The following is a 26,107-nucleotide window of genomic DNA, read 5'->3' as shown; positions in this document are numbered from 1 at the left end:
GGGCGGGTGAGCGCGCGCCGACTTCGACGGGCGCGTCCGCCGCGGATGCGCCACGCGACCGTGACCGTGAGGATCAGGACTCCGTCGAGCACTACTCGGGCGAGAACTACTCCGGCGGCAGCGACCCCGGTGGCAGCGACCCAGGGGACGACTACTACGGCGGCAACTACGACGGCGGCAACTACGACGGCGAGAACTATTCCGGCGACGACGCTGTCGACGATCAGGATCTCAGCGACCGTGCCGCCGGTGATCACGCCGCCGGTGATCACGACACCGCCGAGATGAACGCGCCCGATCCCGGCCCGGGCGATCACCGATTCGACCGGAAGTACTCCACCGCGAACATTTTCGACGAGAACGTACCGGACGAGCCGAAGCCGCTGCCCTCGCTGATCGACCGCACCGGCGGCAGCCCCGGCCCGTCGTTGCGCAGGCCGCGCCCGCAAGGCGGCGACAGCGATTCCGGGAACGACCGCATGCTGGCGGTCCTGGTTGTCGTCGGCGTGCTGATCGCGGTCGGCTCGATCGTCTGGGCGGTCCTGCCGAGTGCGCCGCCCGAGCAGCGTGCCGAACTGCCGCCGGTCGAGCAGGCCACCCGCACGCCCGCGCCGACCACCCTCGCCCCGGAAGCCGCCGCGGTCGCGACTCCCGGCTGCGAACAGCGCAATTCCGCCGAAGTCGTCTCCGGCACCCAGCCCGGCGGCACCACCGACGGTCCCTCGGCGATCCTGGCGTTCGAGCACGCCTATTACGTTCTGCGCTCCGGCGCGGCCGCGCGCGCGGTGGTCACGCCCGATTCCGCCGTGCCCGCCGCCGACCAGATCCAGCGTGGCATCGACCAGGTCCCTGTGGGCACCCGGTACTGCGTACACATCACCAAGGCGCACGCCCCGTCGGCGGACGGCCTGACCCGCTGGGAGGTACGGCTGACCCAGCAGTACCCGGACGAACAGCCGAAGACCTTCCTGCAGTCCATCGCCACCCGCAGCCACACCGGCAAGACGCTGATCGAGTCGATATCGATGGCGTAGCGGTTGTTCGGATGGTGCGCCGATTGTGGCTCGCGCGCCGATTGTGGTTCACGTCCGAATGTGCCGGTTTGTTCCGCGCGGCGAGGGTATTACCTCGGCACCGTACGCCGTCGGGCGTGCATTAGCTCGAGGATAGGAGAAGTGATGCTTGGTCTCGGAATCATCGGCTGGATCATCATCGGAGGCCTCGCCGGTTGGATTGCCAGCAAGCTCATGAAAACCGACGCTCAGCAGGGCATCGTGCTCAACATCGTGGTGGGTATCCTCGGAGGCCTGATCGGTGGATTCCTGCTGAGCCTGTTCGGCGTGGACGTGGAGGGCGCCGGCCTGTGGTTCAGCTTCTTCACCTGCCTCGCCGGCGCGGTGATCCTGCTGTTCCTGGTCCGCGCGTTCACCAGCCGTCGCGGCGCCGTGCGCTGATGCACTGAGTTCTGACGAGCGAGACCACCGCTCCCCTTGTCGACCGGGGTGCGGTGGTCTCGTCGTGTCATGACGCCGGCTCACCCTCGTCGACGGTGGCGGCGAGGATCAATCGACTGATGTGGGCGTGAATCGCCCCGTTGTCGTCGTCGGCGACCAGTTCGAGGAACAGCGCCGAGCCGGCGGCCATGGCGATGAGGGCCTGGGCGTGCAGATCGGCGTCTTCGCCGGCGATGTCGGGAGGAGCGAGCAGCGCGGCCGCGGGACCGCTGAATCCGGACCAGAGCCGGTGGCGCAGGTCGGGGTCGCGGTCGAGGGCGGTGAGCAGGCCGGGGACGGCGGCCCTGACCTCGGGCCGGGCGAAGAGCTCGCGGCTGCCGCGCAGCACCCATTCGATCCAGCCGCGGCGGTCGGCGCCCGCGAAGGGGGACAGGTCGGGAACCTCGCCGAGGACGGCGTGCAGGACCAGCTCGGGTTTGCTCGCCCAGCGACGCTGGATGCTGGCCCGCCCGACGCCGGCGCGGCCTGCCACGGCCCGGACGCTGAGGTCGTCGTAGCCGGTCTCGATCAGCAGCGCGCGCACGGCGGGCAGGACCCGCTGCTCGATCGTCTGATCGCGCGGCCTGCCCGCCGCGCGTGGAGGTGGTTCCGTGTCGGCCGATGTCGTCATCCAGCTCCCCAGTCGGTATTACGATGCCAGTGGTATCGATTATGGTGTCGAAATCGTGAGGGTCGATTGTCCCGCTTTGCGGTGCGCGGGCGACGCCGAACCGGAGAGGAAGAGGTCGACGATGTGCCTGTCGAGGGAGAGCCTGCCGTGCTGATCGCGGTCACCGGGGGCACCGGCTATCTGGGATCGCACACCGTGGCCGCCCTGCTCGCCGAGGGACACGCCGTTCGGCTGCTCGTGCATCCCCGTGAGGACGTGGCCGCGGCGCTCGCGCTGTTCGGCGCGGACGTCGATCGCATCGAGACCGTCACCGGCGACATCCGTGACCCGAAGGTGGTCTCGACGCTGCTCGACGGCTGCGACGCGCTGCTGCACGCGGCGGGCATCGTCGGCACCGACGACCGGCGCGAGGCGCTCATGTGGGAGGTCAATGTCGAAGCGACGGGCCGCATCCTGGCCGAGGCCACCAAACTCGGTCTCGACCCCATCGTGCACGTCGCCAGCTACAGCGCGTTGTTCCCGTGCCCGGACCCGGTGATCACCCCCGACAGCCCGACCGCGCCCGGCCGCAGCGCCTACGGGCGCACGAAGTCGACCGCCGACCGGATCGCCCGTGCTCTGCAGGCGGCGGGCTCACCCGTGGTCATCACCTATCCGGCCTCGGTGGTCGGGCCGGCTCTCGGCCCGCAGGCGGGGATCACCGCCGACGGCTGGGCGGTCATGCTGCGCAGCGGGTTCGCCCCGAGTGTGCGCGGCGGGATGCAGATGGTGGACGTGCGCGATGTGGCGGCTGTGCACGCGGCCCTCATGAAGCCGGGGCAGGGGCCGCGCCGCTACCTGGCGGGCGGCCATCTGCTGACCTTCGATCAGATCGTCGACCTGCTCGAAGAGGCCGGCGGCCGACGCATTCGCCGAATCCCGATCTCGCCCGGTGTGTTTCGCGGGATCGGCCGGACCAGCGATCTGGTCGCGCGGCTCACCCCCCTCAGCGCCGGCCTCAGCTACGAGGCGGCCTGGCTGCTGACCGCGGCCACCCCGACCGACGATTCCCGCACTCTCGCCGATCTCGGCGTGCGCTGGCGACCGATCCGCGAATCGATTTTCGACGCGATGGGCCGTGCTTTGACCCCCGTGGAGGCCTGAGCGCGACGCGCCCGGAACGCACTCTCGGATACCCTCGCGAGTCGCTGCCCGCTTCCGAGTGGAGGTAGGCCGGTGACACTGGCTACGCTTGTGTCCTTTGCTCATTCGTGTCCAGGTAAGGGGAATTGATGGCCCGCAAGGTGACTGTGCTGCTCGTCGACGATATCGACGGCACCTCCGTCGCGGACGAGACCGTGGCGTTCGCACTCGACGGTGTGCACTACGAACTCGACCTCGCCGCGTCGAATGCCGAACAGTTGCGCGCGATGTTCGCGCAGTGGACCCCGTACGCCCGCCGGGTCGGCAAGGCGCCGGGGGCCAAGACCACGAGCAAGGCGCGCCGCGACGGCGAGCAGGACCAGACGCTGGCCATTCGCAAATGGGCGCAGAGCGAAGGGATGCAGGTGTCCAGCCGCGGCCGGGTCTCGGCCAAGGTGGTGGAGGCCTACCACCGGGCAAACCCCCAGGGCTGAGCCATCTCCCGTGGGCCGACAGGTCGTCGAGCGAGCGACAGCCGGAAATGTCCGAGTCGCTGTCGACGGCCTATTTCGGCGAATCCGCATCCGTGGGATGAGAACGCGTTCTAGATTCTCGGCATGGCCGATACAGTCACCGCACTTCTCCACGCTCGCGCGGAAGACGACAATCTCGCCGTCGCCTACGAGGATCGCCGCTGGACCTGGCGTGAATACGTCGAGGGCGGCAAGCACAGGGCCGCCGCCGTGCTGGCGATGCTCGATCGCGATCGGCCGCCGCATGTGGCCACACTGCTGGGCAACACCCCGGAGATGCTGTTCGCGCTGGCCGCGAGCGCACTCGGCGGGTATGTCACCGTCGGCCTGAACGACACCCGCCGTGGCGCGGCGCTGGCCGACGACATCGCCCGCGCCGACGTCCAGATCGTCCTGACCGACGCCGCCCATCGCGCGCTGCTCGCCGACCTCGAACTCCCGGGCGTGCTGGTGGTGGACACTTCGGCGCCGGAATGGGCGGACCTGGTCGCCGGCGCCGGCGACCTCGACCCGCTCGCCACACCGAGTGCGATGGACACCTTCATGCTCATCTTCACCTCGGGCACCAGCGGCAATCCGAAAGCCGTGCGACTCGCGCACATGATGGTGCCGTTCGCCGGTCCGCCGCTCGTCGGCCGCTTCGGCATCGGGCCCGAGGACGTCTGCTATCTGTCGATGCCGCTGTTCCATTCCGCGGCCATCCTCGGCGGCCTCTGCGTCGCCCTGACCAGTGGCGCGGCCATGGTGCCCGCCCGGTTCTCGGCCTCGACGTTCCTGTCCGACATCCGCCGCTACGGCGTCACCTACATGAACTACGTCGGCAAGCCGCTGGCCTACATCCTGGCCACCGAGGCGCGCCCGGACGACGCCGACAACCCGCTGCGGGTGGCGTTCGGCAACGAGGCCACCGACCGCGACATCGCGGAGTTCTCCAGCCGATTCGGCTGCGAGGTGTGGGACGGATTCGGCTCGACCGAGCTGGCGATCATCATCACCAGGGAAGGCGAGACCCCCGCGGGGTCCATCGGCAAGGGCTTCCCGGGCGTGGCGGTATACGACCCGGAGACCGTGACCGAATGTCCGCCCGCGGAATTCGACGCCAACGGCGCCCTGATCAATTCCGACGCTGCCATCGGCGAGCTGGTGAACACCCAGGGGGCCGGCCTGTTCGTCGGCTACTACAACGACGAGGAGTCGACCTCCGATCGCCTGCGCGACGGCATGTACTGGTCCGGCGACCTGGCCTACAAGGACGCCGAGGGCTTCATCTACCTGGCCGGGCGCACCGCGGACTGGATGCGGGTGGACGGGGAGAATCTGGCGGCGGGCACCATCGAGCGCGTGCTGCAACGACTGCCCGTCGTGAACCGCGTCGCCGTCTACGGCGTCCCCGACGAACAGGTCGGCGACGCGGTGATGGCCGCGATCGTGTTGGGCGACAACGAAACCCTCACCCCGCCGGAGTTCGCCGATTTCCTGCGCGCGCAGGTCGACCTGTCCCCGAAGGCGTGGCCGAGATACGTTCGGGTGAACACCGATCTGCCCTCGACCGCGACCAACAAGATCCTCAAACGCGAACTCAAGTCCGAAGGGGTGACGGCGGGCGGTGGCACCCTGTGGGTGCGCCCGGCTCGTTCCTTCGAATACCGGGTCGCCGAGGCGGAGAAGCTGGAAGATTCTGCGGCACGATAAACCCTGCTCGACCGTCGTCGGGGATCCGGCAGACCGGCCGCCCCTGTGAACGAGCGTTCTCAGGTGCCGTCGGCCATCGCCCGCACCCGGCCGAGTACGTCCGGGTAGCGGCGCAGGTGGGCGCCGCCGTTGAGGTCGATGGCCGATCCGGTCATCCAGCGCGCCTTGTCGGAGGCGAGGAACACCGCCATGTCGGCGATCTCCTCGGGGGAGCCGCTGCGGCCGAGCGGGGTGTTCTCGAGGTACTCCTCGCGCAGCCCGGGAACCAGTGCGACCCCGGCGACGAGGGGCGTGTCGACCAGGCCCGGGTTGATCGCATTGACCCGGATGCCGCGCTGGGCCAGTTCCAGCGCCGCCACTTCGACGAGCATGACCACGCCCGCCTTGGCGGAACAGTAGCTCGCCATGCCGGTGCCGGGCTGGTGGGCGTTCAGCGAGGCGATGCAGGTGACGCTGCCGCCGTCGACCACATGCCTGCCCGCGTATTTGACGACGAGGAAGCTACCGGTGAGGCATACGTCGATGGTGGTCCGCCAGGCCGAGAGTTCGAGGTCGGTGACCGGGCCCGGCATCGAGAGCCCGGCGCAGTTCACCACGGCGCGCAGGTCCGCCACGGCCGCGAACCCGGCGGCCACGGAGTCCTCGTCCGTGACGTCCATTCTGAGGACGGTGACACCGAGTTCGGCCGCGAGGCGTTCGGCTGCTTCGGTGTTCACGTCCGCGAGGACTACGCGGTAGCCCTCGGCGGCGAAGGCTCGCACGGTTGCCAGGCCGATGCCGGACGCGCCGCCGACGACAAGCGCGGTCGGAGAACCGGTCGCGTCGCCGTGTGCCGGCGCGTCCTGATCGCGGTCGGCTGGAGCCGACGGCTGTCGGGCGTGATTTCCGTTGTTCTGGTCACTCATTCTTCGACCCGGCAGTTGGGTGCGTTCCGCCGCTCGCTGTCGTTGTGGGCACTTCTCACACACCTCCGGTCGCCGTGCGCTCGGTAGGAGTGCCCGCTGTGGACAGGTGCGCCGCCTGCTGTGTGCTCGGCGCGACATCCGCGTGCGTCGTGCCGAGCAGTTTCCTTGTCAGGAACCGGATCTGATCGTCGACGGTGGGCTCGAACCAGTCGTTGCCCGCGAAGACGTCGAAGTGGTCGCAGGGGTAGTGCCTGACTTCGGCACGGGCGGCGAACGCCGCCTTCGCCGCGGCCTGCGGGGGTGCGGCCCGGTCGACATCGGCGATCTGCACCAGCACCGGCGCGGTGATGCGGTCGGCGTGCCGGTCCGCGCGATAGCCGCCGATCTCCAGCCCCACCGAGGCGTCCACCTCGTTACGCCAGGTCGGCCCGGCCAGCGCCAGATAGCTCTCGTAGTACCCCTCGGCGGTCAGGGCGGCGCGCTCGCCGGGCTTGCCCACCAGCGGCAGCATCGTCGGCGCCGCGCCGAGCCGGGTGGCCAGCGCGTTGCGGACCCCCGCGACGGTGGAGGAGGCCATCGCGACCGGCCCGTGCTGGGCCAGCGCGTGCCGACCGGCGGAGAGCCCGCTCACCATCGGCGCCACCGAGATCGCCGCGCAGACGTCGGCGCGTTCGGCGGCCAGGACGAGCACGTGCCCGCCGGACTGCGAGATGCCCCAGAGCACCACCCGCGACCGGTCCACGCCGGCCTGCTTGCCCGCCGCGGCGATCGCCGATCGATAGTCCTCGAGCTGTCCGGCGAGGTGGATCCGCTGCCGGGGCGTGCCATCCGAAGCGCCGAAACCGCGGTAGTCGAAGGCGAAGACGGCCAGACCGGCGGCGGCGAGCCGCCGGGCGAACGGCTCCAGGCCGGAATCCTTGGTGCCGCCGAACCCGTGCGCCATCACGACCACGGGCCTGCCGGCCTGCCTGTCGAACGGACTCGCCGCGTCGGAGGTGAAGAACCAGGCGTCGCACTCGGTGCCGTACGAGTCGAACCGGATCGTGCTGCGCGCGCTCATCGGACCCCGCCCGCCTCGACCTCGGCGACCCGCGCCCACGACGGTGGGCCGTGCACCTGTGCCCTGGTCGCGCCCGCCGGGATCTCCTTGGCGCGCATATCGTGCTCGTAGAGGAAGTAGTCGACCTGCTGGGTGTGGCGGGGCGTGTCGAGCATGTGCCCGGTGTAGCGCCGCTGGTCCTCGGCGATCACCTGCCGCATCCGCTCCGGCGACGGCAGCCGGTAGCGGCCGACGGCGTAGGCGCCGATCAGCCGAGCCTGTGCCTCCACGAACGGGAACAGTGTGGGTGTGGCCTGGGCGAAGCCGGCGAACACCAGGTCGTCGATGCCCGGGGCGAACATCCGTTTGTACAGATCGATCCGGTTGTCCGGAGCGCTGAGGAATTCCGGATCGAAGAACGGGAACGTGATGTTGTAGCCGGTGGCGTAGATGATGATGTCGAAATCGTCGTGACTGCCGTCGGTGAAATGCACGGTGTGCCCGTCGAATCGGGCGATATCGGGTTTGGCGATCACATCGCCGGAGCCCAGCCGCAGCGGCAGTTCCACCGATTGCGTCGGATGCGCTTCGAAGAACTTGTGATTGGGCGTCGGCAGCCCGTAGGACTCCGGGCGCCCGCTCAGCAACGGCTGACCCCACTGCGCGATTCTGCGCTGCCACGAGACGGGCAGATACGGGGACGTGCGGTAGTACTTGTCGGCCGGTTTGCCCGCGATGTACTTCGGCACGATCCACGCCCCCGACCGGGTCGACAGCGTCAGCGCATTGCCCAGCGCCTTCGACGACAGTTCCACCGCGATGTCGGCGGCGCTGTTGCCCAGCCCGACGACGAGAATCCGCGCACCCGTGAAATCGTGCGGCGTCCACGGATCGATGTAGTGGTGGGCGTGCAGGGTCGTGCCGCTGAACTCGCCGGGGAAGTGCGGATACCGCGGATCCCAGTGATGGCCGTTGGCGACCACGAGCAGGTCGAAGACACGGCGTTCACCGCGCCCGGTGGTCAGTTCCCAGCCGCCGCCTGCCAGCCTGCGCGCGTGCTCGACGGTGGTGCCGAACTCGATGGACTCGGTCAGCCCGAACGCCTCGGCGTAATCGTCGAGGTACTGCTTGATCTGGCTGTGATGCGGGAAATCCGGGTAGTGCTCGGGCATCGGGAAGTCGCGGAAGGACAACTGATGCTTGGAGGTGTCGATGTGCAGGGAGCGATAGGCGCTGCTGTGGCCGTTGGGGTTGCCGAATGCCCAGTTGCCGCCCACCCGGTCCGAGGACTCGAAGCAGACGTAGGGCACGCGGTAGTCGGTGAGCATCTTGCCCGCGGTCAGGCCGCTGATGCCCGCCCCGATGACAGCTGTGCGCGGCAGGTACATCCCGATCCTTCCAGCAGACAGAATTCGCTCGGTGTCTGCACGTAGTCACATTCGCAGATCCGGGCACTGCTGTCGGGGTTTTCGCCAAACGGAAGTTCAGGCGGATGTCGCCTCCGCTTCCAGTTCGGATTTGAGCCGATCCAGGGTGCGCCGGATATTGCCGCGCTGGAATTCGGCGAAGCCGCGCTTGCCCGTCACCAGTCGGTCGTAGATACTCACCACCGCGTCCGGCCACTTCGCGCGGTCGTCGTGCCAGATCTCGGTGACCTTGGTACCGCCGTCCACGGGCTCGAACCGGTACTCCCAGGTCGCGATCGCCACGGGAAGCAGTGGCTTGCCGATGCCGAACTTGCGCACCGCGAACGCGAACCGGCTGCCGGGCTCGGCGGCAGTCACCACGCACTCGGTCTGCCAGCGGAAACCGCGTCGCACATTCGATCCGACGAATCGCGCCCCGGCGCTCACCGGGGCGCCGGGGTCGGCGAGAACCGCCCCGGTGTTCTCCGGGCTCCACCGTCCCATCTGGGTGACATCGCCGACCCGCTCGTAGGCGGTCTGTGGATCCACGGCGACGACGACGCTGTCGGAGACCTCGGTGGTGCGGGATTGTCTTGTATTCAGCACGAGGCCGACCCTATCGGCCGCCGCCACGCCACGACAGGTGTCGGCAGCCATTCGTGCGTCGCCGGCCGCAGCCCTCACCCCGGATCCGCGACCTGGGCCGCGAAGCGACCCCGTAATCCGGGGCTGGTGGGCCAGAGTTGTCACCGGTCATGACAGGACCCGCCGGCAGAGCGCCCGCAATTGCTCGGGCGTCACACCAGGAAGCATATTGCCCGAACCGAGCACCAGCAGATACAGGATCTGCGCGATCTGTTCGGTGTCGGCCTCGTCATATCCGCACTCCGCGAGCAGTTTTCGCAAAAAGGCGAGCCGGGAACGGTCGACGCGCTCCTTGGCCGCGGCCGCGATCGGATCGTCGAGTGCCCAGGCCCTGATCGCGACCTCGACGTTCGCGGGTTCGTCATCGGCGAGCACCAGTTCCATCAGCAGATCGAGCCGTCCCCGCGCATCGATATCGGCAGCCTCGACCTCACGGATGTAGCGGGTGGTGTGCAGTTCCTCGAGCCGGTGGTGGTGTTGTCCGGCATCGCCACGCTGTGTTTCGTCGCGGTGCTGGTGGCCGGACCGGACGCAACCGGGCCACGGTGAAGCGTTCCGCGATCCGCGAACTGTCCCCTGCACCGAGCCGACCGTGAGGTTTGATGTGGGGAAACGGTGGTATCCAGATCGAGCATCGCCTCGTCGGCGCGGCCGAGGCGAGGATCTTCACCGAAGGATTGGGCAGACGATGATGGACAACACCACCGCGCGTAGCCGGGAACCGAAGGACAACGACCGGGTGATCTGGCCCGACCCCAGCCCGCTGGCGGACTGGTGGGCCGACGTCATGGGCACCACGCACTCCGCGCGGGATCCGAAGACCTCGAACTCCGCTTCGCAACGCTGACCGGCCGTCCGGCGTTCGGCCGGACAGAACGACGGCCCCACACCCGCCGGGGAGACGGTTGTGGGGCCGGACGTGCGTATGCGGCGGTCGGATTACCGGGGCGCCATGCGGATCGCGCCGTCGAGGCGGATCGTCTCACCGTTGAGCATCGGGTTCTCCACGATGTGGCGAGCCAGGGCGCCGTACTCGGCCGGGTCGCCCAGGCGCGAGGGGTGCGGGACCTGCGCGCCGAGCGAGGCGATGGCCTCGTCGGGCAGGGTGGCGAACAGCGGGGTGTGGAACAGGCCCGGCGCGATGGTCAGCACGCGGATCTTCTGGTCGGCCAGGTCGCGGGCGATCGGCAGCGTCATGCCGACGATGCCGCCCTTGGACGCGGAGTAGGCGGCCTGACCCACCTGACCGTCGAACGCGGCGACCGAGGCGGTGTTGATGATGACGCCGCGCTCCTCGCCCACCGGATCGATGGCGACCATGCGCTCGGCCGCCAGCCGGATCACGTTGAACGTGCCGATGAGGTTGACGTTGATGATCTTGGTGAAGTCGGGCAGCGGGAACGCGCCCTTCTTGGAGACGGTCTTGATCGCGTTGCCGATGCCGGCGCAGTTCACGGCGATTCGCAGGTCGCCCAGCTCCTGTGCGGCGTCGAGCGCCTCGCCGACCTGCTCTTCGTTCGTCACGTCGGCCGCGACGAACACGACGCCGTCGCCCAGTTCCTTGGCAACGGCCTCACCGTTGGAGGAGGGCAGGTCGATGATGACCGCCTTGCCGCCGTGGGCGTGCAGCTCCTTCACCGTGGCCAGGCCGAGGCCGGAGGCGCCGCCGGTGACCACCGCGACGGTGTTTTCGATCCGCATCTCGAATTCCCTTCTGCGTGACCGGTCGTGGCGACCGGATCCGTGCGCTGCCGCGCGCGCACCTCGCGGTGCGTGCGGCGTCCGTAATATAGCGAGAGCGTCACCTAGAAGTAAACCGTCGTTCTCACAATTTCCGCGGTTTTCAGTGCTGCGCAATGGTCACAGCGGCGCCGAACTCCACCACTGATCGTAGAGGTCCTGGCCGGTGTGGCCGTCCCAGCTCACATCGATCACGATCCATCGCCGGTCCGGATCATCGAAGACGACGGTGAGCAAACCGGTGCCGACCTCGGTGTAATGGGTCCAGCGCACCCGGCCGGTGCCGGACGCGCGCTGCCAGCTTTCCTCACGGGTGGTCGCGTTGTCGATGTTCGTCTCGAAGGTCGAGTCCCGGCGCGGGTCTCCCGGCCGGAACGACCATGCGTACCAGTGGATTCCGTTGCTCTGCTCGCACTCCAGCGCAGGCGCGCCGCCGTTGTTGAGCACGTCGATGTCGGCGCAGCGGGCGCCCTGGTACCCCGAGGCGGAGGGGGTGTCGGGCACCAGGCCCGGCAGGAGTCCGGCCAGCGCGCCGTCGCGTCCCCAGGCGATGTTCACCGGGGCCTGGCCGGTCGCGGGCGTGGCCGTCGCCGGGCCTGTGGTCGTCGACGGCGGGGCTGTGCTCGTCGGTGGGATCGGCGGTGCCGCGGTGGCGGTGACGACGCCGGTGCCGGTCGAGTTCGCGCCGGAGCGGGCGATCACGACCACTACCGCGATCACCACGACCAGGCAGACAGCGATGGCCGCGACTGCCGTCACGCGCCCGGCCGACCGCCCATTCGCGGTGGGCGTGGGGCCGGTGGGTGGTCGGGAAGGGGCCGCGTAGCCGGGCGGCGGAATCGCCCGGCCGGGCGACGCGGGGCCCGGCGGTCCCCACGGTGTGCTGTGCGGGCCCGACACCGTGGCGCGCGATCCCGGCACTACCGCCTGGGCTGCCGAGGCGGCGGCCGGTGGGCTCGACGTGGTGCCGGGCCCACCCGGAACTACGGCGTGGGGGCCTGAGCCCGACTGTGGCGCGGGGCCGTTCGTCGCCGGGGCCGTGCTCTTCGTCGTGGGCGCGGTGCGGCTCGCGGTGCGGTGTGGTGGGGGTGGCGGGTGGCCGGCCGGACCCCGATGCGGAGTGGACGGGCGCAGGGCGGCCTCGGCGGCAGCCGCCATGGCGCGGCAGTCGGGGTAGCGGTCGTCGGGGTTCTTGGCGAGTGCGGTGAGGACGACGAGGTCGAGGCCCGGTGGCAGGCCGGGGACTTTCTCCGAGGGGCGGGGCGGCGGGGTGAGCAGGTGGGCCTGCAGGACCGCCGCCGGGGTGAGGCCGGGGAACGGCAGTGTGCCGGTGAGCATCTGGTAGAACGTGACGCCCAGAGCGTAGATGTCGCAGCGGTGGTCGGGCTCGCGGCCCTCGATCTGTTCGGGCGCCACGTAGGCCAGGGTGGCGGTCAGCTCGCCCGCGGCGGTGAGGTGAGTGTCGTCGCGGCTGCGCGCGATGCCGAAATCGGCGACGAACACGTGGTCGCCGCCGTCGTCGTCCTCGGTGACCAGCAGATTGGCCGGTTTGACGTCGCGGTGCAGCAGCCCCCGCCGGTGGGCGGCGTCCAGACCGGCGGCCGCCTGGGCGAGGATGCCGACGGCGCGTCGCGGTGGCATCCCGCCCTGGATCAGGTGCGCCACATCCGCTCCCGCGACGAAGCGCATGGCGATCCACAGCAGTTCGTCCTCGGCGCCACGGTCGTAGATCTCCACGACGTTCGGGTGGTCGAGGCGCACGGTGATCTCGGCTTCGCGCTCGAAGCGCGCGCGATACTCCGGATCCTCGCCCGCCTCGGCGTCGAGAACCTTCAGCGCGACCGAGCGCGGCAGCCGAGGGTGGCGGGCGAGATAGACCGTGCCCATGCCGCCCGCGCCGAGCGCGCGCTCGATGCGGTACCCGGCGAACACCGTGCCCGGCGCCAACCCCATGTCGTGCTCCTCGTTCTCGGATCGAGCGTGCTCAGATCGGCGCCGAACGCCACCAACGGTCGTAGACGTCCTGCCCGCCCGACCCGCCGCTGGCCGAGACGACGCAGAACGAGCGGTCCGGGTCGTCGAAGGAGACGTCCAACAGCCCGAAGCCGGCCAGGCTGTCGCTCGCCCAGCGCACCTTGCCGCTGCCCGACGGCCTGGTCCAGGTCTCCTCCCGCAGCCCGGCCAGTCCGGTGGTGTCCGAGCGGTAGATCAGGGGTCCGCGGTCGGCATCGCATCGGATGTTGACGTTGATGCCGTCGTCGGTACCCGCTGGGCAGTGCAACCATTCGCCTGCATCGTCGTTGAGTGCGCACCGCATGCCCTGGTACCCGGCGCCGGTCGGCTCGGGGGGTAGCAGGCCGGGGAACGCTTCGACGATGTAGGCGGCCGGACCCCAGGCCGGGGAGACCGGCGCGGAGCCGGACGAGGGCCCGGTGGTACTCACCTTCGTCGGGGCCGGGCCGGTGCTCTCGGCGCTCGAGGCGGACGGGCTCGAGGTGGACGGCGATCCGATGCCGGTGACCGGACCCGCGACGCTCGTCTCGCCCGCGCCGCGGACCAGCACGGTCGCGACCACCGCCGACACGATCAGGATCAATACGCAGCCGCCGAGCATCAGCGCCCGGGTCGTCCGGCGGGTGGATGCGGTCGGTGACGGGCCGCCGGGCATTGCGCTCCGGGGAAGCGCGGGTCCGGGAGCCGGGACGAACTGTGGGCCCGCTCGGTGCCACGGGACCGCGTTCCCGGGCTCCGCGTAGTGGGACAGGGGGGCGGGTGCCGGCCCGAACATCGGTGCCTCGTGGGACCCGGCCCACGCCGGTTCGGACGAGGCGTCATACGGTGGCCGATACCGGCCTCCTGTCGGCGCATCGACCGTTCCTGGCGGGACGGGCCGGGAACCTGTCGGCGGCGCGGCGACCGGAGCGCCCGGGAAGTCCGATGCCGCAGTGTGATTCGGCGACCACTCGACCGGACGGGCCGCCTCGCCGTGCCGCGACCGCGCGAGCGCCGCGAACGCGGCCTGCGCGAGCTCTGTACAGGAGCCGTAGCGTTGCCCGGGAACCTTGGCCAGGGCGCGGGCGATCACCGGATCGAAAGCGGCCAACTCCGGGTCGGTACGGGAAGGCGGCGCGGGTCGCTCGTAGAGGTGCGCCTGCATGGCGGCGGCGGGGGAGGGTTTGACGAAAGGCACCGAGCCGGTGAGCATTTCGTAGAGGGTGCAGCCCAGTGCGTAGATGTCGGCGTGGTGGTCGAGCGGAGCGCCGGTGAACTGTTCGGGGGCCGCGTAGGCGAAGCTGGCCAGCACCGAGTTCGAGGTGGTGGTCGAGGCGCCGATCGGGCGGGCGATGCCGAAGTCGGCGATGCGCACCGAGTCCGAGCCGTCGTCGGCGCGCGAGACCATGATGTTGGCCGGCTTGACGTCGCGGTGCAACAGCCCGCGCCGATGCGCGGCGTCGAGTCCGCGCGCGGCGGCGGCGACGATCCGCACCGCACGTTCGGGCGGGAGTTCGGCGCGGCCGCGCCGGACCAGCTCGCCGGCGTCGACGCCGTCGACGAAGCGCATGGCGATCCAGAGCAGATCGGCTTCCTCGCCGCGGTCGTAGACGGCCACCACGTTCGGGTGTTCCAGGCGCGCGGCGAGTTCGGCTTCGCGTTCGAACCGGGCGCGGAACTCGGGGTCGCCGCCGAGTCCGGGATCGAGCACCTTGATCGCGTCCCGGCGCGGCAGCCGCGGGTGTTCGGCCAGGTAGACCGCGCTCATCCCGCCTGCCCCCAGCTTGCGGACGATGCGATATCCGGCGAAGACGTCGCCTGGTTGCAGCGATGGCACGACCGACCTCCTCCTCCCGGTCGCAGGATACGCATATGCCCGCCAACGGTACGCGCGGCCGCCGACGGAGGTCACCCCGAGCGCGTCCGAAAGGTCCGGATCGAAGGCCCGCCGATTCATCCCGAACCGAATATCGCGCCCGCCCAATCCCTTCTAGACTGAGCGGGTGCTTCTGCGTCGGCTCATCGCCATGTCCCTGTTCGCCCTGCTCGCTCCGCTGGGTGTCACCGCCTGCACCGTCGATGGGCCGGGCTCGACGGCCGAGTGCCATGTCGACGGTTGCACCATCACCTTCACTCGCGGTGTGGACGCCAAGGCGAGCGTCCTCGGCGTCGACGTGGAACTGGTCTCCGTCGACGGGAACATGGTGACCCTGGGGGTCGCGGGAAAGAACGTCTTGGTGCCGATCGGTGAGACGCAGTCCGCGGAGGGCTTCGACATCGCCGTCACCGAGGTGACCGATCAGCAGGTGGTCGTGCGCATCGGCACCGGCATCACCGTGCAGTAAGTGCCGCTCATCCGGCACCCTGGGTTATCCCGAAGTCGCGGGCCAGGTCGGCGAGCACCGTGTCGAACAGCGCCTCGGGATCGCTGACCGGCAGCGGGTAATTGCCGAACACCTCCAGCGTGACGTGCCCGTACAGCCGCGCCCACAGGGTGATCATGAGGTAGGTGAGCCCGAGGTCGAGTTTGTCGGCGGGGAAGCTCGCACCGGTTCCGGACAGCATTGCCAGCAGTTCGCCGCGATAGCGGACCAGGTCCTCGCGCACGCCTTCCGGGATGGTCTCGACCGGCGGGAGCACCGGATCGTAGGCGGTGAGCAGACGTCCGGCCGCCGCGAGGAAGACCCGGCCGAACGGTTCCTCGTAGCGGCGCGGCCCGTCGGTGCGCGCACGATGCGGTGAGGCGAACACCAGCGTGAACTCGTGGGCGTGTGTGAGCGCCCAGCGCCGGAAACCCCGGCAGATGGCGAACAATTGCAGCAGTCCGTCGTCGGGTTCCGCGGCGGCCTCGGCGGCCAGGTCCTCGGCCAGGTCCAGGCAGATCTCGGCGCGCAGCGCGTCGGCGAGATCCTCGTGGGAACCGTAGTGCCGGTAGAGCGCGGGCGCGGTGACCCCGAGATCGCGGGCGATGGCCCGCAGCGTCATCGCCTCGGGCCCGGCCTCGGTCAGCAGCCTCCTGGCCGCGCGCCGGATGTCGGCGGAAGCGACCGAGGGCAGCCGGCCGCGCCGGACCGGCTGCCCGCTCAGCATCGCGACTCAGGCATACGCGACCTGCCAGCTCTTGATCCCGTTCAGCCAGCCCGAACGCAGCCGCACCGGCTCGGACACCTGCCGCAGGTTCGGCATCACGTCGGCGATCGCGTTGAAGATCAGATCCAGTTGCAGCCGGGCCAGATTGGCGCCGACGCAGTAGTGCGTGCCGGTGCCGCCGAAACCGACGTGCGGGTTCGGATTGCGAGTGATGTCGAAGGTGTGCGGGTCGGTGAAGTGGTCTTCGTCGAAGTTGGCCGAGGAGTAGAACAGGCCGACGCGCTGACCTTCGCGAATCGCCTGTCCGCCGATTTCGGTGTCGCACAGAGCCGTTCGCTGGAAGGCGACCACCGGGGTCGCCCAGCGCACGATCTCGTCCGGTGCCGTACGAGGACGCTCGGCCTTGTAGAGCTCCCACTGCTCGGGGAAGTCGACGAACGCCTTCATGCCGTGGGTGGTGGCATTGCGGGTGGTCTCGTTGCCCGCGACCGAGAGCATGATGACGAACCAGGCGAACTCCTCCGAGCCCAGCGCCTCGCCGTCGATGTCGGCCGAGAGCAGTGTGCTGACGATGTCGTCGGCCGGGCAGGCGCGCCGTTGTTCGGCGAGATTCCAGGAATAGCCCATGATCTCGGCGGTGGCCATCTTGTGGTCGCCGCCGAATTCCGGGTCGTCGTAGCCCATCATCTGGTTCGACCAGTCGAAGATCTTGCCCCGATCCTCCTGCGGCACGCCGAGCAGTTCGGCGATCGCCTGCAGCGGCAGCTCGGCGGCCACCTGCTGCACGAAGTCCCCGCTGCCGCTCTCGGCGGCCTCGTGCACGATGCGTTCGGCGCGCTCGTGCAGCGCGTCACGCAGCGACTGCACCGCGCGCGGGGTGAAGCCGCGGGAGATGATGCGGCGCAGTTTGTCGTGCGCGGGCGGGTCGGTGTTGAGCAGCATGGCGCGCTGGATGTCGATCTCGTCGCGGGAGATGTCGCCGTTGAATCGGATGACCGCGGTATTGGCATTGTTGGACCAGATCTCCGGGGTCTTGGAGATCTCCTTGATGTGCTCGAGCTTGCTCACCACCCAGTAGCCGCCGTCGTCGAAGCCGCTGACGCCGTCGGGCTGATCGACCCACCAGACGGGGGCGGCGCGGCGCAGCTCGGCCCATTCCTCGACCGGAAGCCGGGTGGCGAGCAGATCGGGATCGGTGAAATCGAAGTCGTGCGACAGGGATGGCACGGACGGCACGGACACGGCTACCTCCTCGGGGCTGTGGGCTCACCTCGGAGTGAACCACACCACACCTCCGTTTGTGAACAGTATTTAGTAAAACGTGTTAATTCACTTTTACCGCCCTGGTGCTGCGGGTTTGCCAGTCGCCCGGTGTCGTATGGACGTATACTCGAAGTTGAAAGTTAGGGTCACCGAAACTTAGAATCCGGTTGCATGAAGCTCGCTGTGTTCCGCCGTTGTCTCGCGTCGGTGCGCTCGCCGATCGCGGCGCTTTGCGCCTGTCTGCTCGCCGTCGCGCTCGTCGCGTGCTCCGCCGCCGAAGGCGACGACGATCCGCGTCCTACCGTCCTGACCACTTTCACCGTGCTGGCGAACATCGCGAGCAATGTCGCGGGCGAGCATCTGCGGGTCGAGTCCATCACCAAGGTCGGCGCGGAGATCCACGGCTACGAGCCGACCCCCGGCGACATCAAGAAAGCCGCGCGCGCCGATCTGGTGCTCGACAACGGCCTGAATCTGGAGGCCTGGTTCGAACAGTTCCTGGCCCAGATCGAGGTCGACCGGGCGGTGGTCAGCGACGGTGTCGAGCCGATCGACATCACCGGCGACGCCTATGCGGGTAAACCCAACCCGCACGCCTGGATGTCACCGCTGAACGTCCGCGTCTACGTGGACAACATGGTGCGCGCGTTCACCGAGCTCGATCCCGCGCACGCCGAGGACTTCCGCGCCAACGGCGAGCGCTACAAGACAGAACTCGACGCCGTGCACCGGGATCTGGTGAGCGCGCTGGCCGGTCTGCCCGAGCATCAGCGCGCCCTGGTGACCTGTGAGGGCGCGTTCTCCTACCTGGCCAGGGATGCCGGTCTGACCGAGAAGTACATCTGGCCGGTCAATGCCGAACAGCAGGCCACCCCGCAGCAGATCACCTCGGCCATCGACTTCGTCCGCGCGCGCTCGGTGCCCGCGGTGTTCTGCGAGTCGACGGTCTCCGACGCCCCGATGCGGCGCGTCGTGGACGCGACCGGCGCGGCGTTCGGCGGCGTACTGTACGTGGATTCACTGTCCGAACCGGACGGTCCCGTGCCCACCTACCTGGACCTGATCCGGCACGACGCACGCACCATCGCCACCGCGCTGACCGGGAGGCCCGCATGAGTGAACTCGCCGTCGAGGTCGACGACGTCACCGTCCGCTACGGCGAGGTGCTCGCCCTCGACGGTGTGTCGCTCACCCTGGCCCCTGGCCGGATCTGCGGTCTGGTCGGCATGAACGGCTCGGGCAAGTCGACGCTGTTCAAGACGATCGTCGGCCTGGTGAAACCGACCACCGGCGCGGTGCGGCTCTACGGCGACTCGCCGCGCGTGGCTCGCCGGGCCGGCCTGCTCGGCTACGTCCCGCAGAGCGAGGACGTCGACTGGACCTTCCCGCTGACCGTGCGCGATGTGGTGCTCACCGGGCGTCACGGTCGCATGGGATTCCCGCGCAGGCCGCGCCGCGCCGACAAGGACGCGGTCGCGCGGGCGCTGGAACGGGTGCAGCTCACCGATCTGGCCGACCGGCAGATCGGCGCGCTGTCGGGCGGGCAGCGCAAGCGGGCCTTCGTGGCGCGTGCGCTCGCCCAGGAAGCGACGCTGCTGCTGCTCGACGAACCGTTCGCCGGGGTGGACAAGCGCTCCGAAGCCGCTATCACCGCACTGTTGCGCGAACTCGCCGCCGAGGGTGCCGCCGTCCTGGTGTCCACCCACGACCTGCACGCCCTGCCCGGCCTGGCCGACGAAGCCGCCCTGCTGATGCGCAAGGTGCTCGCCCGGGGTCTACCCGAGGACGTCCTGCGACCGGAGAACCTCGCCGCCGCGTTCGGCCTGGACGTTCTGAACCGGGAGGTCACCTCGTGAACCCGATCGATATCTTCCTCGAGCCGCTGGGCTACGAGTTCATGGTCCGCGCGCTGATCACCACGGTCGCCGCGGCGACCGTCTGCGCGGTGCTGTCGTGCTGGCTGGTGCTCATCGGCTGGTCGCTGATGGGCGACGCGGTCTCGCACGCCGTGCTTCCCGGTGTGGTGCTCGCCTACATCGCCGGACTGCCGTTCGCGGTCGGCGCGGTGGTGTTCGGCTTCGCCGCGGTGGGGGCGATCGGGCTGGTCCGTGAGACCAGCCGGGTCAAGGAGGACGCCGCGATCGGCATCGTGTTCACCACCTTCTTCGCCGCCGGCTTGGTCCTGGTATCGGTCACGCCGAGCCAGACCGACCTCAACCACATCGTCTTCGGCAACCTGCTCGGCGTCGATCGCGGCGAACTGATCCAGGTGGTCGTGCTGGCCGCGATCACCCTGCTAGCCCTGGTACTGCTGCGCCGCGACTTCACCTTGTTCGCCTTCGATCCCACCCACGCCCATGCCATCGGTCTGAACCCGCGTGTGCTCGGCAGCGCGCTGCTCGGGCTGCTGGCCCTGACCGCCGTGGTCGCCCTGCAAGCGGTCGGCGTCGTGTTGGTGGTGGCCATGCTGATCATCCCCGGCGCCACCGCCTACCTGCTGACCGACCGCTTCCAGCGCATGCTGCTCATCGCCCCCGCGATCTCCGTCGCCGCCGCGGTGACCGGGCTGTACCTCAGCTACCACCTCGACACCGCTTCGGGCGCGATGATCGTCGTCATCCAGGGCGCGGTGTTCGTGCTGGTGTACCTGTTCGCTCCGCAGCACGGTGTGCTTGGCCGCCGGATCACCGCCGGACGCAGACGCCATGTCGAGCCGGTCGGCCTGGACGCGCAGTAATCGCCCGGAGTCGATCGCGGATCGCCCCGCCGTCGACTCGCACCGACCGTGCAGTCGGGGCCGACGGCCATGTCTCGGATACGACCGCACGGAACCGCTGTCGAGGAACTGTCGAGAGCCGGTCGTCGCCGGACACGGCCGGTCAGCGCGGTGGTCCGGCGTGGTCGGATGCCGGGCAATACGGCGAAGACCACCGCAGACGCTGCCGATCGCCGCCGCCCGCGAAACCGCCCGGCGCCGGACAAGTCGCGATCGCCGGGCGGATCGATGGGAGCTGCTTACGGGGTCCAGGTGATGCGACCACCCTGGAAATCCTGGGCCTTGCCGTCCTCGTAGTCGTATTCGTCGCTGGTGGGATAGCCGTAGCGGCCTTCCTCCGCGCCCGCGGCGATCCACTTGTCGCGGATCACGCCCCAGACGGGATGCGCGCCGGTGCGCTGGGTGTAGTAGATCGCGCCGCCGTTGAACAGGTTGTAGCGACCGTTGTTCGGGCCGGTGGCCTCGTCGGTGATCGGGAAGCCGAGCGGGCTCGACTCCCAGCCCAGTTCGCCCCACTTGTCGCGGATCTTGCCGCTCACGCTGTGGGCGGCGGTGCCCACCGACCAGTAGACGCTGCCGTTCTGGAAGTGCGTGAACTCGCCGGTGTTGCCGGGGGTGTCCAGCGTGCGGGTGACCGGGTAGCCGAGGCTGCCGCCCTCCGCGCCGAGACTGTTCCACTTGTCCCGGACCGGTCCGCCCACCTGGTGCGCGCCCACGTCGCCGCGCCAGTAGATGGCGGCATTGTTGGCGAAGGCCTGGTAGCGGCCGCCGGCCGCGGCGTCGAGCTCGGGACCGGTCGGGTCACCGAGCACGCCTTGACCGCCCGCCTGGTCGAACTCCACTTCGATCGCGCCGCCGACGTCGAACGCGCCGACCGGCCGGGCGGCGGCGACACCGAGGGCCGAGGTGAACAGCACCGCGAAGGTGGCGGTCGCCGCGGCGGTGCGACGGACCGCACGGGACTGCGGAAGCCGTGTCATGGGGTAACTCCTGATCAGATCGATGCCGCGACGCCCGTGCCGAGAAGATCGGCGCGGGCCTGCGCAGCGTGGCGGACAGGGACCGACGACATCGACTCCATCGCTTCCGGCTCGACCGGCGTTATCCGATGGCGTCCGGAGGTGGCGCGTCTCACCCGCCGGAGGTGATGACGCTGCCGCCGATGGACAGGTAGGCGAGCAGCAGAAAGAAGAAGAACCACCCGGCGCCCTGCCAGATCGGCCAGACGCGCCCCTCGCGCCACCGCCGGAACGTGATGACGAACGCGCCGATCCACCCCGCCGCGAGCACCAGCGCGGGCCCGGCGACCATGGCCCCCTGCGAGGCCCCGTCGCACAGCAACGCGTCGGCGGTCTCGCAGGCATCACGGGTCGCCGCCCAGATCGCGATGATCACGCCCGTGAGCAACGCGGTCGCCAGGATCGCCACGCCGAACCGCATCACCTGCCGCGAGCCCTCCGGATCGGACCAGTGTTTGTCGACGTCTTCGTGCCTGTCGACTTCGCTGTGCCTGTCGAGTCCGTCGTGCCTGTCGGCTCCGCCGTCCATGCGCCGCACCTCCCTACGTCACCGTAGTTACCTGCGGCATCGGACCCAAACCGGCCGCGGGTCAGCGGGCGGTGAATGCCTCCGGCGGATCGGAGTGACCGTGGCGCATCTCGAACCAATAGGTGAGCACGACCGTCGCGTACGCGGCGACGACGACCAGTGCGGTGACGGCGAAGAGGATGAACAGGAGTGTGATCAACAGAGCCATGTTTGCCCCCGGGAATCGGGTCGAAACGGCGCCCGCTCCAGCGAAGGATGCGACGCCGCGTCCCTCGCAACGACGGACTCTTCCGAAAGCGTAGAACCCCGGAACTCGCCTCGCATGTTCGCGCGCTGTGAGACCCGTCATGCCGACCCGAACGAGCACGGCCGGATCGATCAGGACGCGCTGGCCCAGCTGGATCAGATGCCGAGCGGGGTCAACACAATGAGGGGTATCCGTCGAGTCGTTCGCTTCTGGTAGGTCTCGTAGCCGGGGTACGCCGCGATGACCTCCGGCCACCGCCGTTCGCGCTCGGCCGGGCTGAGGACATGAGCCGTCATCGGCTGGATCGGCCCGTGCTGGAACGACACCGCGACCTCGGGATGGGCGCACAGGTTGTGGAACCAGTCGGGGGAGAGGTCGTCCCCGCCCCTGGACGCCACGATCAGGTAGCTGTCGCCCTGCACGACCGGGACGGTCAGGACGACGGTGCGCGGCAGCCCGCTGCGCCTGCCGGTGGTGGTGAGGGTCAGGGTGGGCATGCGCTTGAAGCGAGTGCCCACCCGGCCGCCGGTGACCTCGAGCAGCCTGCGATGCAGGGTTGTCACGGTCTTCAGGTACAGGTCGGTGGCGGTCCGGCGGATGTCGGGCACGGCTGCTCCTCGGTCGGGTCGAGTCGGTCCAGGACAACGGTCCGGATTCGGCTTGGGAGGGACTAGTGACCGATCAGCGGTCGAGCCGTTCACGAGCGGCGGCGAGCCAGACCGGGTTGCCGCAGCGGTGCGCGAGGCGCAGTGCCGCCTGGTAGTGCTCGGCGGCCAGGTCCGGCTTCCCGCGCAGTGCCGCGAGGTCACCCAGTACGGTGTCGACCGGACCTACGGCGTAGGAGCCGGTGTCGGCCCCGCCGAGCCGGTCGCGGTAGGGCAGCAGATCTCGGTAGATCGCGTCGACCTCCTCCGGCGTGCCCAATGCCGTGACCACCATGCCGCGCACGGTGAGGAACAGCGAGCGGAACAGATCGTCGCGGACGGGTCGCGCGGATCGCCGGACCCGCTCGGCCGCCGCGTGGTCGCCGGTGGCGAGGAGTGCGAGCACCTGGAAATCCGCGACGGCATCCACGGTCGCCTGGGTGGCGCTCTCGGCGAGACCGCCGATCATCTCGACCAACTCCCCGGCCCGGCCCTGGTACAACCTGACCGTGAACATCGCGATGGCCAGGATGCCGTCCGAGTTGAAAATCCCTGCCCGTCTCAGTGATTCGTGAGCACGGAGATATTGCTGCTCGGCAGCGTCCGGATCCCCGGCCGCCAGCGCCAGCAGCCCGCGCGCCATGGTGTTGGCCACCTGCGCTTGCCGCCACTGGTAGCGGTCGGCCAGCACGGTGGCCGCCTCGAGATGCTCGCGGGCCGCGGTGAGGTCGGCCGCGAAGGCGGCGGCCTGGAACGAGACGGTATGGCCCAGAAGCAAATAGGCGCTCTGGTCGTTGCGTTGCCCGAGTTCGATCAGCTCTGCTCCGAGCGGGCCCCGCTCGGGTGTGTCGTAGAGCGAGGCCCGGGCCTGCAACGCCGGAGCGAGCAGGGTGTCGTCCCCGAGTTCGCGGGCGATCGCCTCGGCTTCGGCGGCGGCGCGGGCGGCCCGCTCGCCGGTCTCGCCGCCGACCTCGTCGATCAGGGTGACCAGCAACCGGCATCGGTCCGCGGCGGTGAGGGCGGGGAATCGCAGCGCCTCCTCCAGCCGGGTGACCGCTTGGTGCTCCACCACACCGTAGGAGCGGTTCAGCCACGGTGTCGGAGTGTCCCAGGCGGTGAACGCTCGCACCAGTAAGTCGGGCCGACCGGCTTCCTCGGCCAGTGCTGCGGCGCGATCGCGGGCGGCGCGCGCGGCGCGGCCGGCACCGCCGGCGAGGTGACTGCGACCGGCCCGGCACAGCGTCGCCACTCGCTCCGCGACGGTGTCCTCGCCGAGAACTCGTTCCAAGGCGGTGGCCGCGCGTTCGTATCCGATGGCGGCGACGTCATGGGCGTAGCGTCGCTCGGCCCGTTCGGCGGCAGCCACCGCGTACTCGGCGGCACGCCGCGCGGTCGAGGGAGTCACCGATTCGACGTAGTGGTATGCGAGGGCGGCGAGATCCCCAGGATCGATCTCCTCGATCGCGGCGGCCACGCGCCGATGCCATCGATCGCGGCGGATCCGCGACAGGTCCCCGAGCAGCGTGTCGCGCACCAGGATGTGGGTGAAACGGCCACGACCGGTGTCGGGTTCGTCCAGCAGCCCGGCCAAGGCACCCGCCTCCACCGCGTCCAGCACCTCGTCCTCACCCACCTCGGCGGCCCGCACCAGGACCCCGAGATCGAACTCCCGGCCGATCACCGCGGCCAGGCGAAGCAGCGACACCGCCGTTTCCGGCAACCGGGACAATCTGCGGCGAAGCACATCCCGCACACCCTCCGGGACTTCGGAGGCGGCGACCACCTCGCCCTCGCTCCGCAGCAGGCGCGCGATCTCGATGAGGTAGAAGGGATTGCCACCGGTGCGCTCATGCAACGTCTCGATCACGGAGGTCGCCGGTGCGCTCCCGGTCAGCGCGGTGATGAGCCGCCGGCTGTCCTCGATGCCGAGCCCTTGCAGCCGAACCCGTACGCGGATGGTGGTCGCCAAGGTCGTGAGGGCATCGGCGAGCGCGGGCGGCACCTCGTCCGGGCGGTAGCCGATCACGATGAGCGCGGGCACGCTGGTGGCGACCGCGGCGAGCAGCGCCGCGGTCTCGGCGTCGCCGCGGTGCGCGTCGTCGAGCAGGATCGCAAGCGGTCGGTCGGCGGCGACCGCGGTCAGATAGCCGCACACCGCTCGGTGCAGCAGGAAACGGCCGTGCGCGCGGTCGGCCTGCGGGAGGTCCGCGCCGTCGGTGAGCAGCGGGGCGAGCGCCGTCGCGAAGCCACCGGGTTCGTACTCACCGGCCAGGGCCCGCAACATCTCGACCCAGGGCCACGCGGAGGGCGCGGTGTCGTCTTCAGGGCAGCGGCCGAGCACCACGCGGTACCCGGACCTCGTCAAGGCGTCGCGAACAGACTGCAGCACCGTCGATTTCCCGCTGCCGGCCTCGCCGACCAGGGTCGCGGCCCGGGGTCCGCTGCCCTGGGCCGCATCGAGCAGCGCGGTGAGTTCCGCGGCCCGGCCGAACAACCCGGTGCCCGACTCGACGCCGGGCGCCTTCGGAGACGGGGCGTCCACCGGCAGCGGGGCGAGGACGACCTTCTCGGGCAGCGGAATCCGCTGTGCGAGGATGTCGGCTTCCAATCGGGCCAGCGCCGGCCCGGGATCGATGCCGAGTTCCTCGGCCAGTGCCTCGCGCGCCTGCCGGAGCGCGGCGAGTGCGTCCGCCTGCCGCCCGGACCGGTAACGCGCCAGCGCCAGCAGCCGCCACGCTTCCTCCCGCAGCGGATGCTCTCGGCTCAGCACCTCGGCCTGGGCTGCGGCCTGCGCCGGCTCGTCCAGCTCGAGCAGGCCGGCCGCGAGCTGTTCCCGCGCGCTCACACGCAGCTCCTCGAGCCGCGCCGCCTCGGCGCTCGCCCACGACTCCACCGCGTAGGCGGCGTAGGCCGGTCCCTGCCAGCGGCTCAGCCCCCGCTCCAGGGCTCGCCGTCGCTCGCGCGGATCGAGCTGCCCGGCCGCGGCATGCATGTCCGCGCCGAACGCCCACGCGTCCACCGCCTCGGTGCTCAGACGCACCGCGTACCCGGGAGCGCGGCTGATCAGCACCGTCGCGGGAGCGCGTGGCGGCCGCTGCGGCTCCAGCAGTCGCCGCAGATTGGAGACGTAGGCCTGCAGCGCGCCCAGTGCCCGCGGCGGCGGCTCACCCCGCCACAGGTCGTCGATGAGCCGATCGACCGGGACCACCTCGCCTCGCGCGACCAGCAGTCGTGCCAGCACGCCGCGTTGCCGTGGACCGCCCAGATCGAGTTCACCGCGCTCGTCCGCCGCGGTCAGCGCACCGAGTACCTGGATCCGAATCATGACCGGCCAAGTGTAG

At 69.9% G+C, this 26,107-nt stretch carries 26 protein-coding genes; 10 read left to right on the top strand and 16 right to left on the bottom strand.

Annotated elements, in window-relative coordinates; all coding sequences use genetic code 11:
* Both NS3_RS29565 and NS3_RS21720 read left to right on the top strand, forming a co-directional pair.
* Positions 1–1,034, top strand: a 1,034-nt coding sequence (locus NS3_RS29565; protein ID WP_067862658.1) for a DUF8176 domain-containing protein, incomplete at its 5' end; no start/stop codon positions are given.
* Between the two features lie 144 nt (positions 1,035–1,178).
* Positions 1,179–1,454, top strand: a complete 276-nt coding sequence (locus NS3_RS21720) for a GlsB/YeaQ/YmgE family stress response membrane protein (protein ID WP_067862656.1) — start codon at positions 1,179–1,181, stop codon at positions 1,452–1,454.
* A 67-nt stretch (positions 1,455–1,521) separates the two neighbouring features.
* Here the strand turns inward: NS3_RS21720 and NS3_RS21715 are convergent, their stop codons facing one another.
* A complete protein-coding gene (locus NS3_RS21715) occupies positions 1,522–2,124 on the bottom strand; it encodes a TetR/AcrR family transcriptional regulator (protein WP_067862654.1) in 603 nt (200 codons plus the stop codon).
* A 147-nt stretch (positions 2,125–2,271) separates the two neighbouring features.
* Between NS3_RS21715 and NS3_RS21710 the strand changes: the two genes are divergently transcribed.
* From NS3_RS21710 to fadD1, 3 genes are all read left to right on the top strand, one after another.
* Positions 2,272–3,267, top strand: coding sequence for an NAD-dependent epimerase/dehydratase family protein (locus tag NS3_RS21710; protein WP_067862652.1), 996 nt, complete (start codon positions 2,272–2,274; stop codon positions 3,265–3,267).
* A gap of 128 nt (positions 3,268–3,395) precedes the next feature.
* Positions 3,396–3,740: a histone-like nucleoid-structuring protein Lsr2 gene (locus tag NS3_RS21705; protein WP_067862650.1), complete on the top strand. Its 345-nt coding sequence runs from the start codon at positions 3,396–3,398 to the stop codon at positions 3,738–3,740.
* A 123-nt stretch (positions 3,741–3,863) separates the two neighbouring features.
* Positions 3,864–5,471: a fatty-acid--CoA ligase FadD1 gene (gene fadD1, locus NS3_RS21700; RefSeq protein ID WP_067862649.1), complete on the top strand. Its 1,608-nt coding sequence runs from the start codon at positions 3,864–3,866 to the stop codon at positions 5,469–5,471.
* A 59-nt stretch (positions 5,472–5,530) separates the two neighbouring features.
* Here the strand turns inward: fadD1 and NS3_RS21695 are convergent, their stop codons facing one another.
* The 5 genes from NS3_RS21695 to NS3_RS21675 form a co-directional block, all read right to left on the bottom strand.
* Positions 5,531–6,376: an SDR family NAD(P)-dependent oxidoreductase gene (locus NS3_RS21695; RefSeq protein ID WP_084495819.1), complete on the bottom strand. Its 846-nt coding sequence runs from the start codon at positions 6,374–6,376 to the stop codon at positions 5,531–5,533.
* A gap of 55 nt (positions 6,377–6,431) precedes the next feature.
* The gene (locus NS3_RS21690) at positions 6,432–7,436 is read right to left on the bottom strand and encodes an alpha/beta hydrolase (protein WP_067862647.1); all 1,005 of its coding nucleotides are present in this window, start codon (positions 7,434–7,436) and stop codon (positions 6,432–6,434) included.
* Complete coding sequence (locus NS3_RS21685) at positions 7,433–8,803, bottom strand: flavin-containing monooxygenase (RefSeq protein ID WP_067862645.1); 1,371 nt, start codon at positions 8,801–8,803, stop codon at positions 7,433–7,435. The genes NS3_RS21690 and NS3_RS21685 overlap by 4 nt, the downstream gene beginning before the upstream one ends.
* 96 nt (positions 8,804–8,899) lie before the next feature.
* A complete protein-coding gene (locus NS3_RS21680; protein WP_245649740.1) occupies positions 8,900–9,427 on the bottom strand; it encodes an SRPBCC family protein in 528 nt (175 codons plus the stop codon).
* Between the two features lie 147 nt (positions 9,428–9,574).
* Positions 9,575–9,850 (bottom strand): hypothetical protein, encoded by a 276-nt coding sequence (locus NS3_RS21675; protein ID WP_067862643.1) that lies wholly within the window; start codon positions 9,848–9,850, stop codon positions 9,575–9,577.
* 304 nt (positions 9,851–10,154) lie between these two features.
* On the opposite strand from NS3_RS21675, the gene NS3_RS29250 reads away from it, so the two are divergent.
* A complete protein-coding gene (locus NS3_RS29250; protein ID WP_157101459.1) occupies positions 10,155–10,313 on the top strand; it encodes a hypothetical protein in 159 nt (52 codons plus the stop codon).
* A gap of 92 nt (positions 10,314–10,405) precedes the next feature.
* Here NS3_RS29250 and NS3_RS21670 read toward each other — a convergent pair whose 3' ends face one another.
* The 3 genes from NS3_RS21670 to NS3_RS30145 all read right to left on the bottom strand — a co-directional run bounded on the left by NS3_RS21670 (position 10,406) and on the right by NS3_RS30145 (position 15,035).
* Positions 10,406–11,167, bottom strand: a complete 762-nt coding sequence (locus NS3_RS21670; protein WP_067862641.1) for a 3-hydroxyacyl-CoA dehydrogenase — start codon at positions 11,165–11,167, stop codon at positions 10,406–10,408.
* A 159-nt stretch (positions 11,168–11,326) separates the two neighbouring features.
* Positions 11,327–13,159, bottom strand: a complete 1,833-nt coding sequence (locus NS3_RS21665; protein WP_067862639.1) for a serine/threonine-protein kinase — start codon at positions 13,157–13,159, stop codon at positions 11,327–11,329.
* A 31-nt stretch (positions 13,160–13,190) separates the two neighbouring features.
* The gene (locus NS3_RS30145; protein ID WP_245649739.1) at positions 13,191–15,035 is read right to left on the bottom strand and encodes a serine/threonine-protein kinase; all 1,845 of its coding nucleotides are present in this window, start codon (positions 15,033–15,035) and stop codon (positions 13,191–13,193) included.
* Between the two features lie 166 nt (positions 15,036–15,201).
* On the opposite strand from NS3_RS30145, the gene NS3_RS21655 reads away from it, so the two are divergent.
* Positions 15,202–15,543: a hypothetical protein gene (locus NS3_RS21655; protein ID WP_157101458.1), complete on the top strand. Its 342-nt coding sequence runs from the start codon at positions 15,202–15,204 to the stop codon at positions 15,541–15,543.
* 7 nt (positions 15,544–15,550) lie between these two features.
* Here the strand turns inward: NS3_RS21655 and NS3_RS21650 are convergent, their stop codons facing one another.
* Both NS3_RS21650 and NS3_RS21645 read right to left on the bottom strand, forming a co-directional pair.
* Positions 15,551–16,288: a TetR/AcrR family transcriptional regulator gene (locus NS3_RS21650; RefSeq protein WP_067862637.1), complete on the bottom strand. Its 738-nt coding sequence runs from the start codon at positions 16,286–16,288 to the stop codon at positions 15,551–15,553.
* Between the two features lie 6 nt (positions 16,289–16,294).
* Positions 16,295–17,530: a cytochrome P450 gene (locus tag NS3_RS21645; RefSeq protein ID WP_067862635.1), complete on the bottom strand. Its 1,236-nt coding sequence runs from the start codon at positions 17,528–17,530 to the stop codon at positions 16,295–16,297.
* Between the two features lie 192 nt (positions 17,531–17,722).
* On the opposite strand from NS3_RS21645, the gene NS3_RS21640 reads away from it, so the two are divergent.
* From NS3_RS21640 to NS3_RS21630, 3 genes are read left to right on the top strand one after another with little or no spacing between them, the layout of a single operon-like run.
* Entirely contained in the window at positions 17,723–18,667 is a 945-nt protein-coding gene (locus tag NS3_RS21640; protein ID WP_067862633.1) for a metal ABC transporter substrate-binding protein, read from the top strand.
* Positions 18,664–19,407, top strand: coding sequence for a metal ABC transporter ATP-binding protein (locus NS3_RS21635; RefSeq protein ID WP_067862631.1), 744 nt, complete (start codon positions 18,664–18,666; stop codon positions 19,405–19,407). The genes NS3_RS21640 and NS3_RS21635 overlap by 4 nt, the downstream gene beginning before the upstream one ends.
* Positions 19,404–20,288 carry a metal ABC transporter permease gene (locus NS3_RS21630; protein ID WP_067862629.1) on the top strand — a complete coding sequence of 295 codons (885 nt, stop codon included), beginning with the start codon at positions 19,404–19,406 and terminating at the stop codon, positions 20,286–20,288. The genes NS3_RS21635 and NS3_RS21630 overlap by 4 nt, the downstream gene beginning before the upstream one ends.
* Positions 20,289–20,566: 278 nt before the next feature.
* Here NS3_RS21630 and NS3_RS21625 read toward each other — a convergent pair whose 3' ends face one another.
* The 5 genes from NS3_RS21625 to NS3_RS21610 all read right to left on the bottom strand — a co-directional run bounded on the left by NS3_RS21625 (position 20,567) and on the right by NS3_RS21610 (position 26,091).
* Positions 20,567–21,307 (bottom strand): LGFP repeat-containing protein, encoded by a 741-nt coding sequence (locus tag NS3_RS21625; RefSeq protein ID WP_067862627.1) that lies wholly within the window; start codon positions 21,305–21,307, stop codon positions 20,567–20,569.
* Positions 21,308–21,458: 151 nt separating this feature from the next.
* Entirely contained in the window at positions 21,459–21,875 is a 417-nt protein-coding gene (locus tag NS3_RS21620; RefSeq protein WP_067862686.1) for a hypothetical protein, read from the bottom strand.
* Between the two features lie 61 nt (positions 21,876–21,936).
* The gene (locus NS3_RS29235; protein ID WP_157101457.1) at positions 21,937–22,074 is read right to left on the bottom strand and encodes a hypothetical protein; all 138 of its coding nucleotides are present in this window, start codon (positions 22,072–22,074) and stop codon (positions 21,937–21,939) included.
* A 203-nt stretch (positions 22,075–22,277) separates the two neighbouring features.
* Entirely contained in the window at positions 22,278–22,730 is a 453-nt protein-coding gene (locus NS3_RS21615) for a nitroreductase/quinone reductase family protein (RefSeq protein WP_245649738.1), read from the bottom strand.
* A 73-nt stretch (positions 22,731–22,803) separates the two neighbouring features.
* Positions 22,804–26,091, bottom strand: a complete 3,288-nt coding sequence (locus tag NS3_RS21610) for an ATP-binding protein (protein WP_067862624.1) — start codon at positions 26,089–26,091, stop codon at positions 22,804–22,806.
* Positions 26,092–26,107 lie beyond the last annotated feature (16 nt).

Origin of the sequence: Nocardia shimofusensis NBRC 100134 (genome assembly GCF_001613125.1) — a bacterium.
GTDB classification, from domain to species: domain Bacteria; phylum Actinomycetota; class Actinomycetes; order Mycobacteriales; family Mycobacteriaceae; genus Nocardia; species Nocardia shimofusensis.
Note: the sequence above shows the minus strand (reverse complement) of the source record. Positions and strands in the feature narration are given on the sequence as shown.

What these genes read in the sequence shown, in the direction of transcription:
- NS3_RS21685 (WP_067862645.1), bottom strand. Translation starts at nt 8,803, where the DNA reads ATGTACCTGCCGCGCACAGCTGTCATCGGGGCGGGCATCAGCGGCCTG.
- NS3_RS21715 (WP_067862654.1), bottom strand. Translation starts at nt 2,124, where the DNA reads ATGACGACATCGGCCGACACGGAACCACCTCCACGCGCGGCGGGCAGG.
- NS3_RS21675 (WP_067862643.1), bottom strand. Translation starts at nt 9,850, where the DNA reads ATGGAACTGGTGCTCGCCGATGACGAACCCGCGAACGTCGAGGTCGCG.
- NS3_RS21705 (WP_067862650.1), top strand. Translation starts at nt 3,396, where the DNA reads ATGGCCCGCAAGGTGACTGTGCTGCTCGTCGACGATATCGACGGCACC.
- NS3_RS21690 (WP_067862647.1), bottom strand. Translation starts at nt 7,436, where the DNA reads ATGAGCGCGCGCAGCACGATCCGGTTCGACTCGTACGGCACCGAGTGC.
- NS3_RS21625 (WP_067862627.1), bottom strand. Translation starts at nt 21,307, where the DNA reads ATGACACGGCTTCCGCAGTCCCGTGCGGTCCGTCGCACCGCCGCGGCG.
- NS3_RS21640 (WP_067862633.1), top strand. Translation starts at nt 17,723, where the DNA reads ATGAAGCTCGCTGTGTTCCGCCGTTGTCTCGCGTCGGTGCGCTCGCCG.
- NS3_RS21670 (WP_067862641.1), bottom strand. Translation starts at nt 11,167, where the DNA reads ATGCGGATCGAAAACACCGTCGCGGTGGTCACCGGCGGCGCCTCCGGC.
- NS3_RS21650 (WP_067862637.1), bottom strand. Translation starts at nt 16,288, where the DNA reads ATGCTGAGCGGGCAGCCGGTCCGGCGCGGCCGGCTGCCCTCGGTCGCT.
- NS3_RS21620 (WP_067862686.1), bottom strand. Translation starts at nt 21,875, where the DNA reads ATGGACGGCGGAGCCGACAGGCACGACGGACTCGACAGGCACAGCGAA.
- fadD1 (WP_067862649.1), top strand. Translation starts at nt 3,864, where the DNA reads ATGGCCGATACAGTCACCGCACTTCTCCACGCTCGCGCGGAAGACGAC.
- NS3_RS21720 (WP_067862656.1), top strand. Translation starts at nt 1,179, where the DNA reads ATGCTTGGTCTCGGAATCATCGGCTGGATCATCATCGGAGGCCTCGCC.
- NS3_RS21695 (WP_084495819.1), bottom strand. Translation starts at nt 6,376, where the DNA reads ATGAGTGACCAGAACAACGGAAATCACGCCCGACAGCCGTCGGCTCCA.
- NS3_RS21610 (WP_067862624.1), bottom strand. Translation starts at nt 26,091, where the DNA reads ATGATTCGGATCCAGGTACTCGGTGCGCTGACCGCGGCGGACGAGCGC.
- NS3_RS21635 (WP_067862631.1), top strand. Translation starts at nt 18,664, where the DNA reads ATGAGTGAACTCGCCGTCGAGGTCGACGACGTCACCGTCCGCTACGGC.
- NS3_RS29250 (WP_157101459.1), top strand. Translation starts at nt 10,155, where the DNA reads ATGATGGACAACACCACCGCGCGTAGCCGGGAACCGAAGGACAACGAC.
- NS3_RS21665 (WP_067862639.1), bottom strand. Translation starts at nt 13,159, where the DNA reads ATGGGGTTGGCGCCGGGCACGGTGTTCGCCGGGTACCGCATCGAGCGC.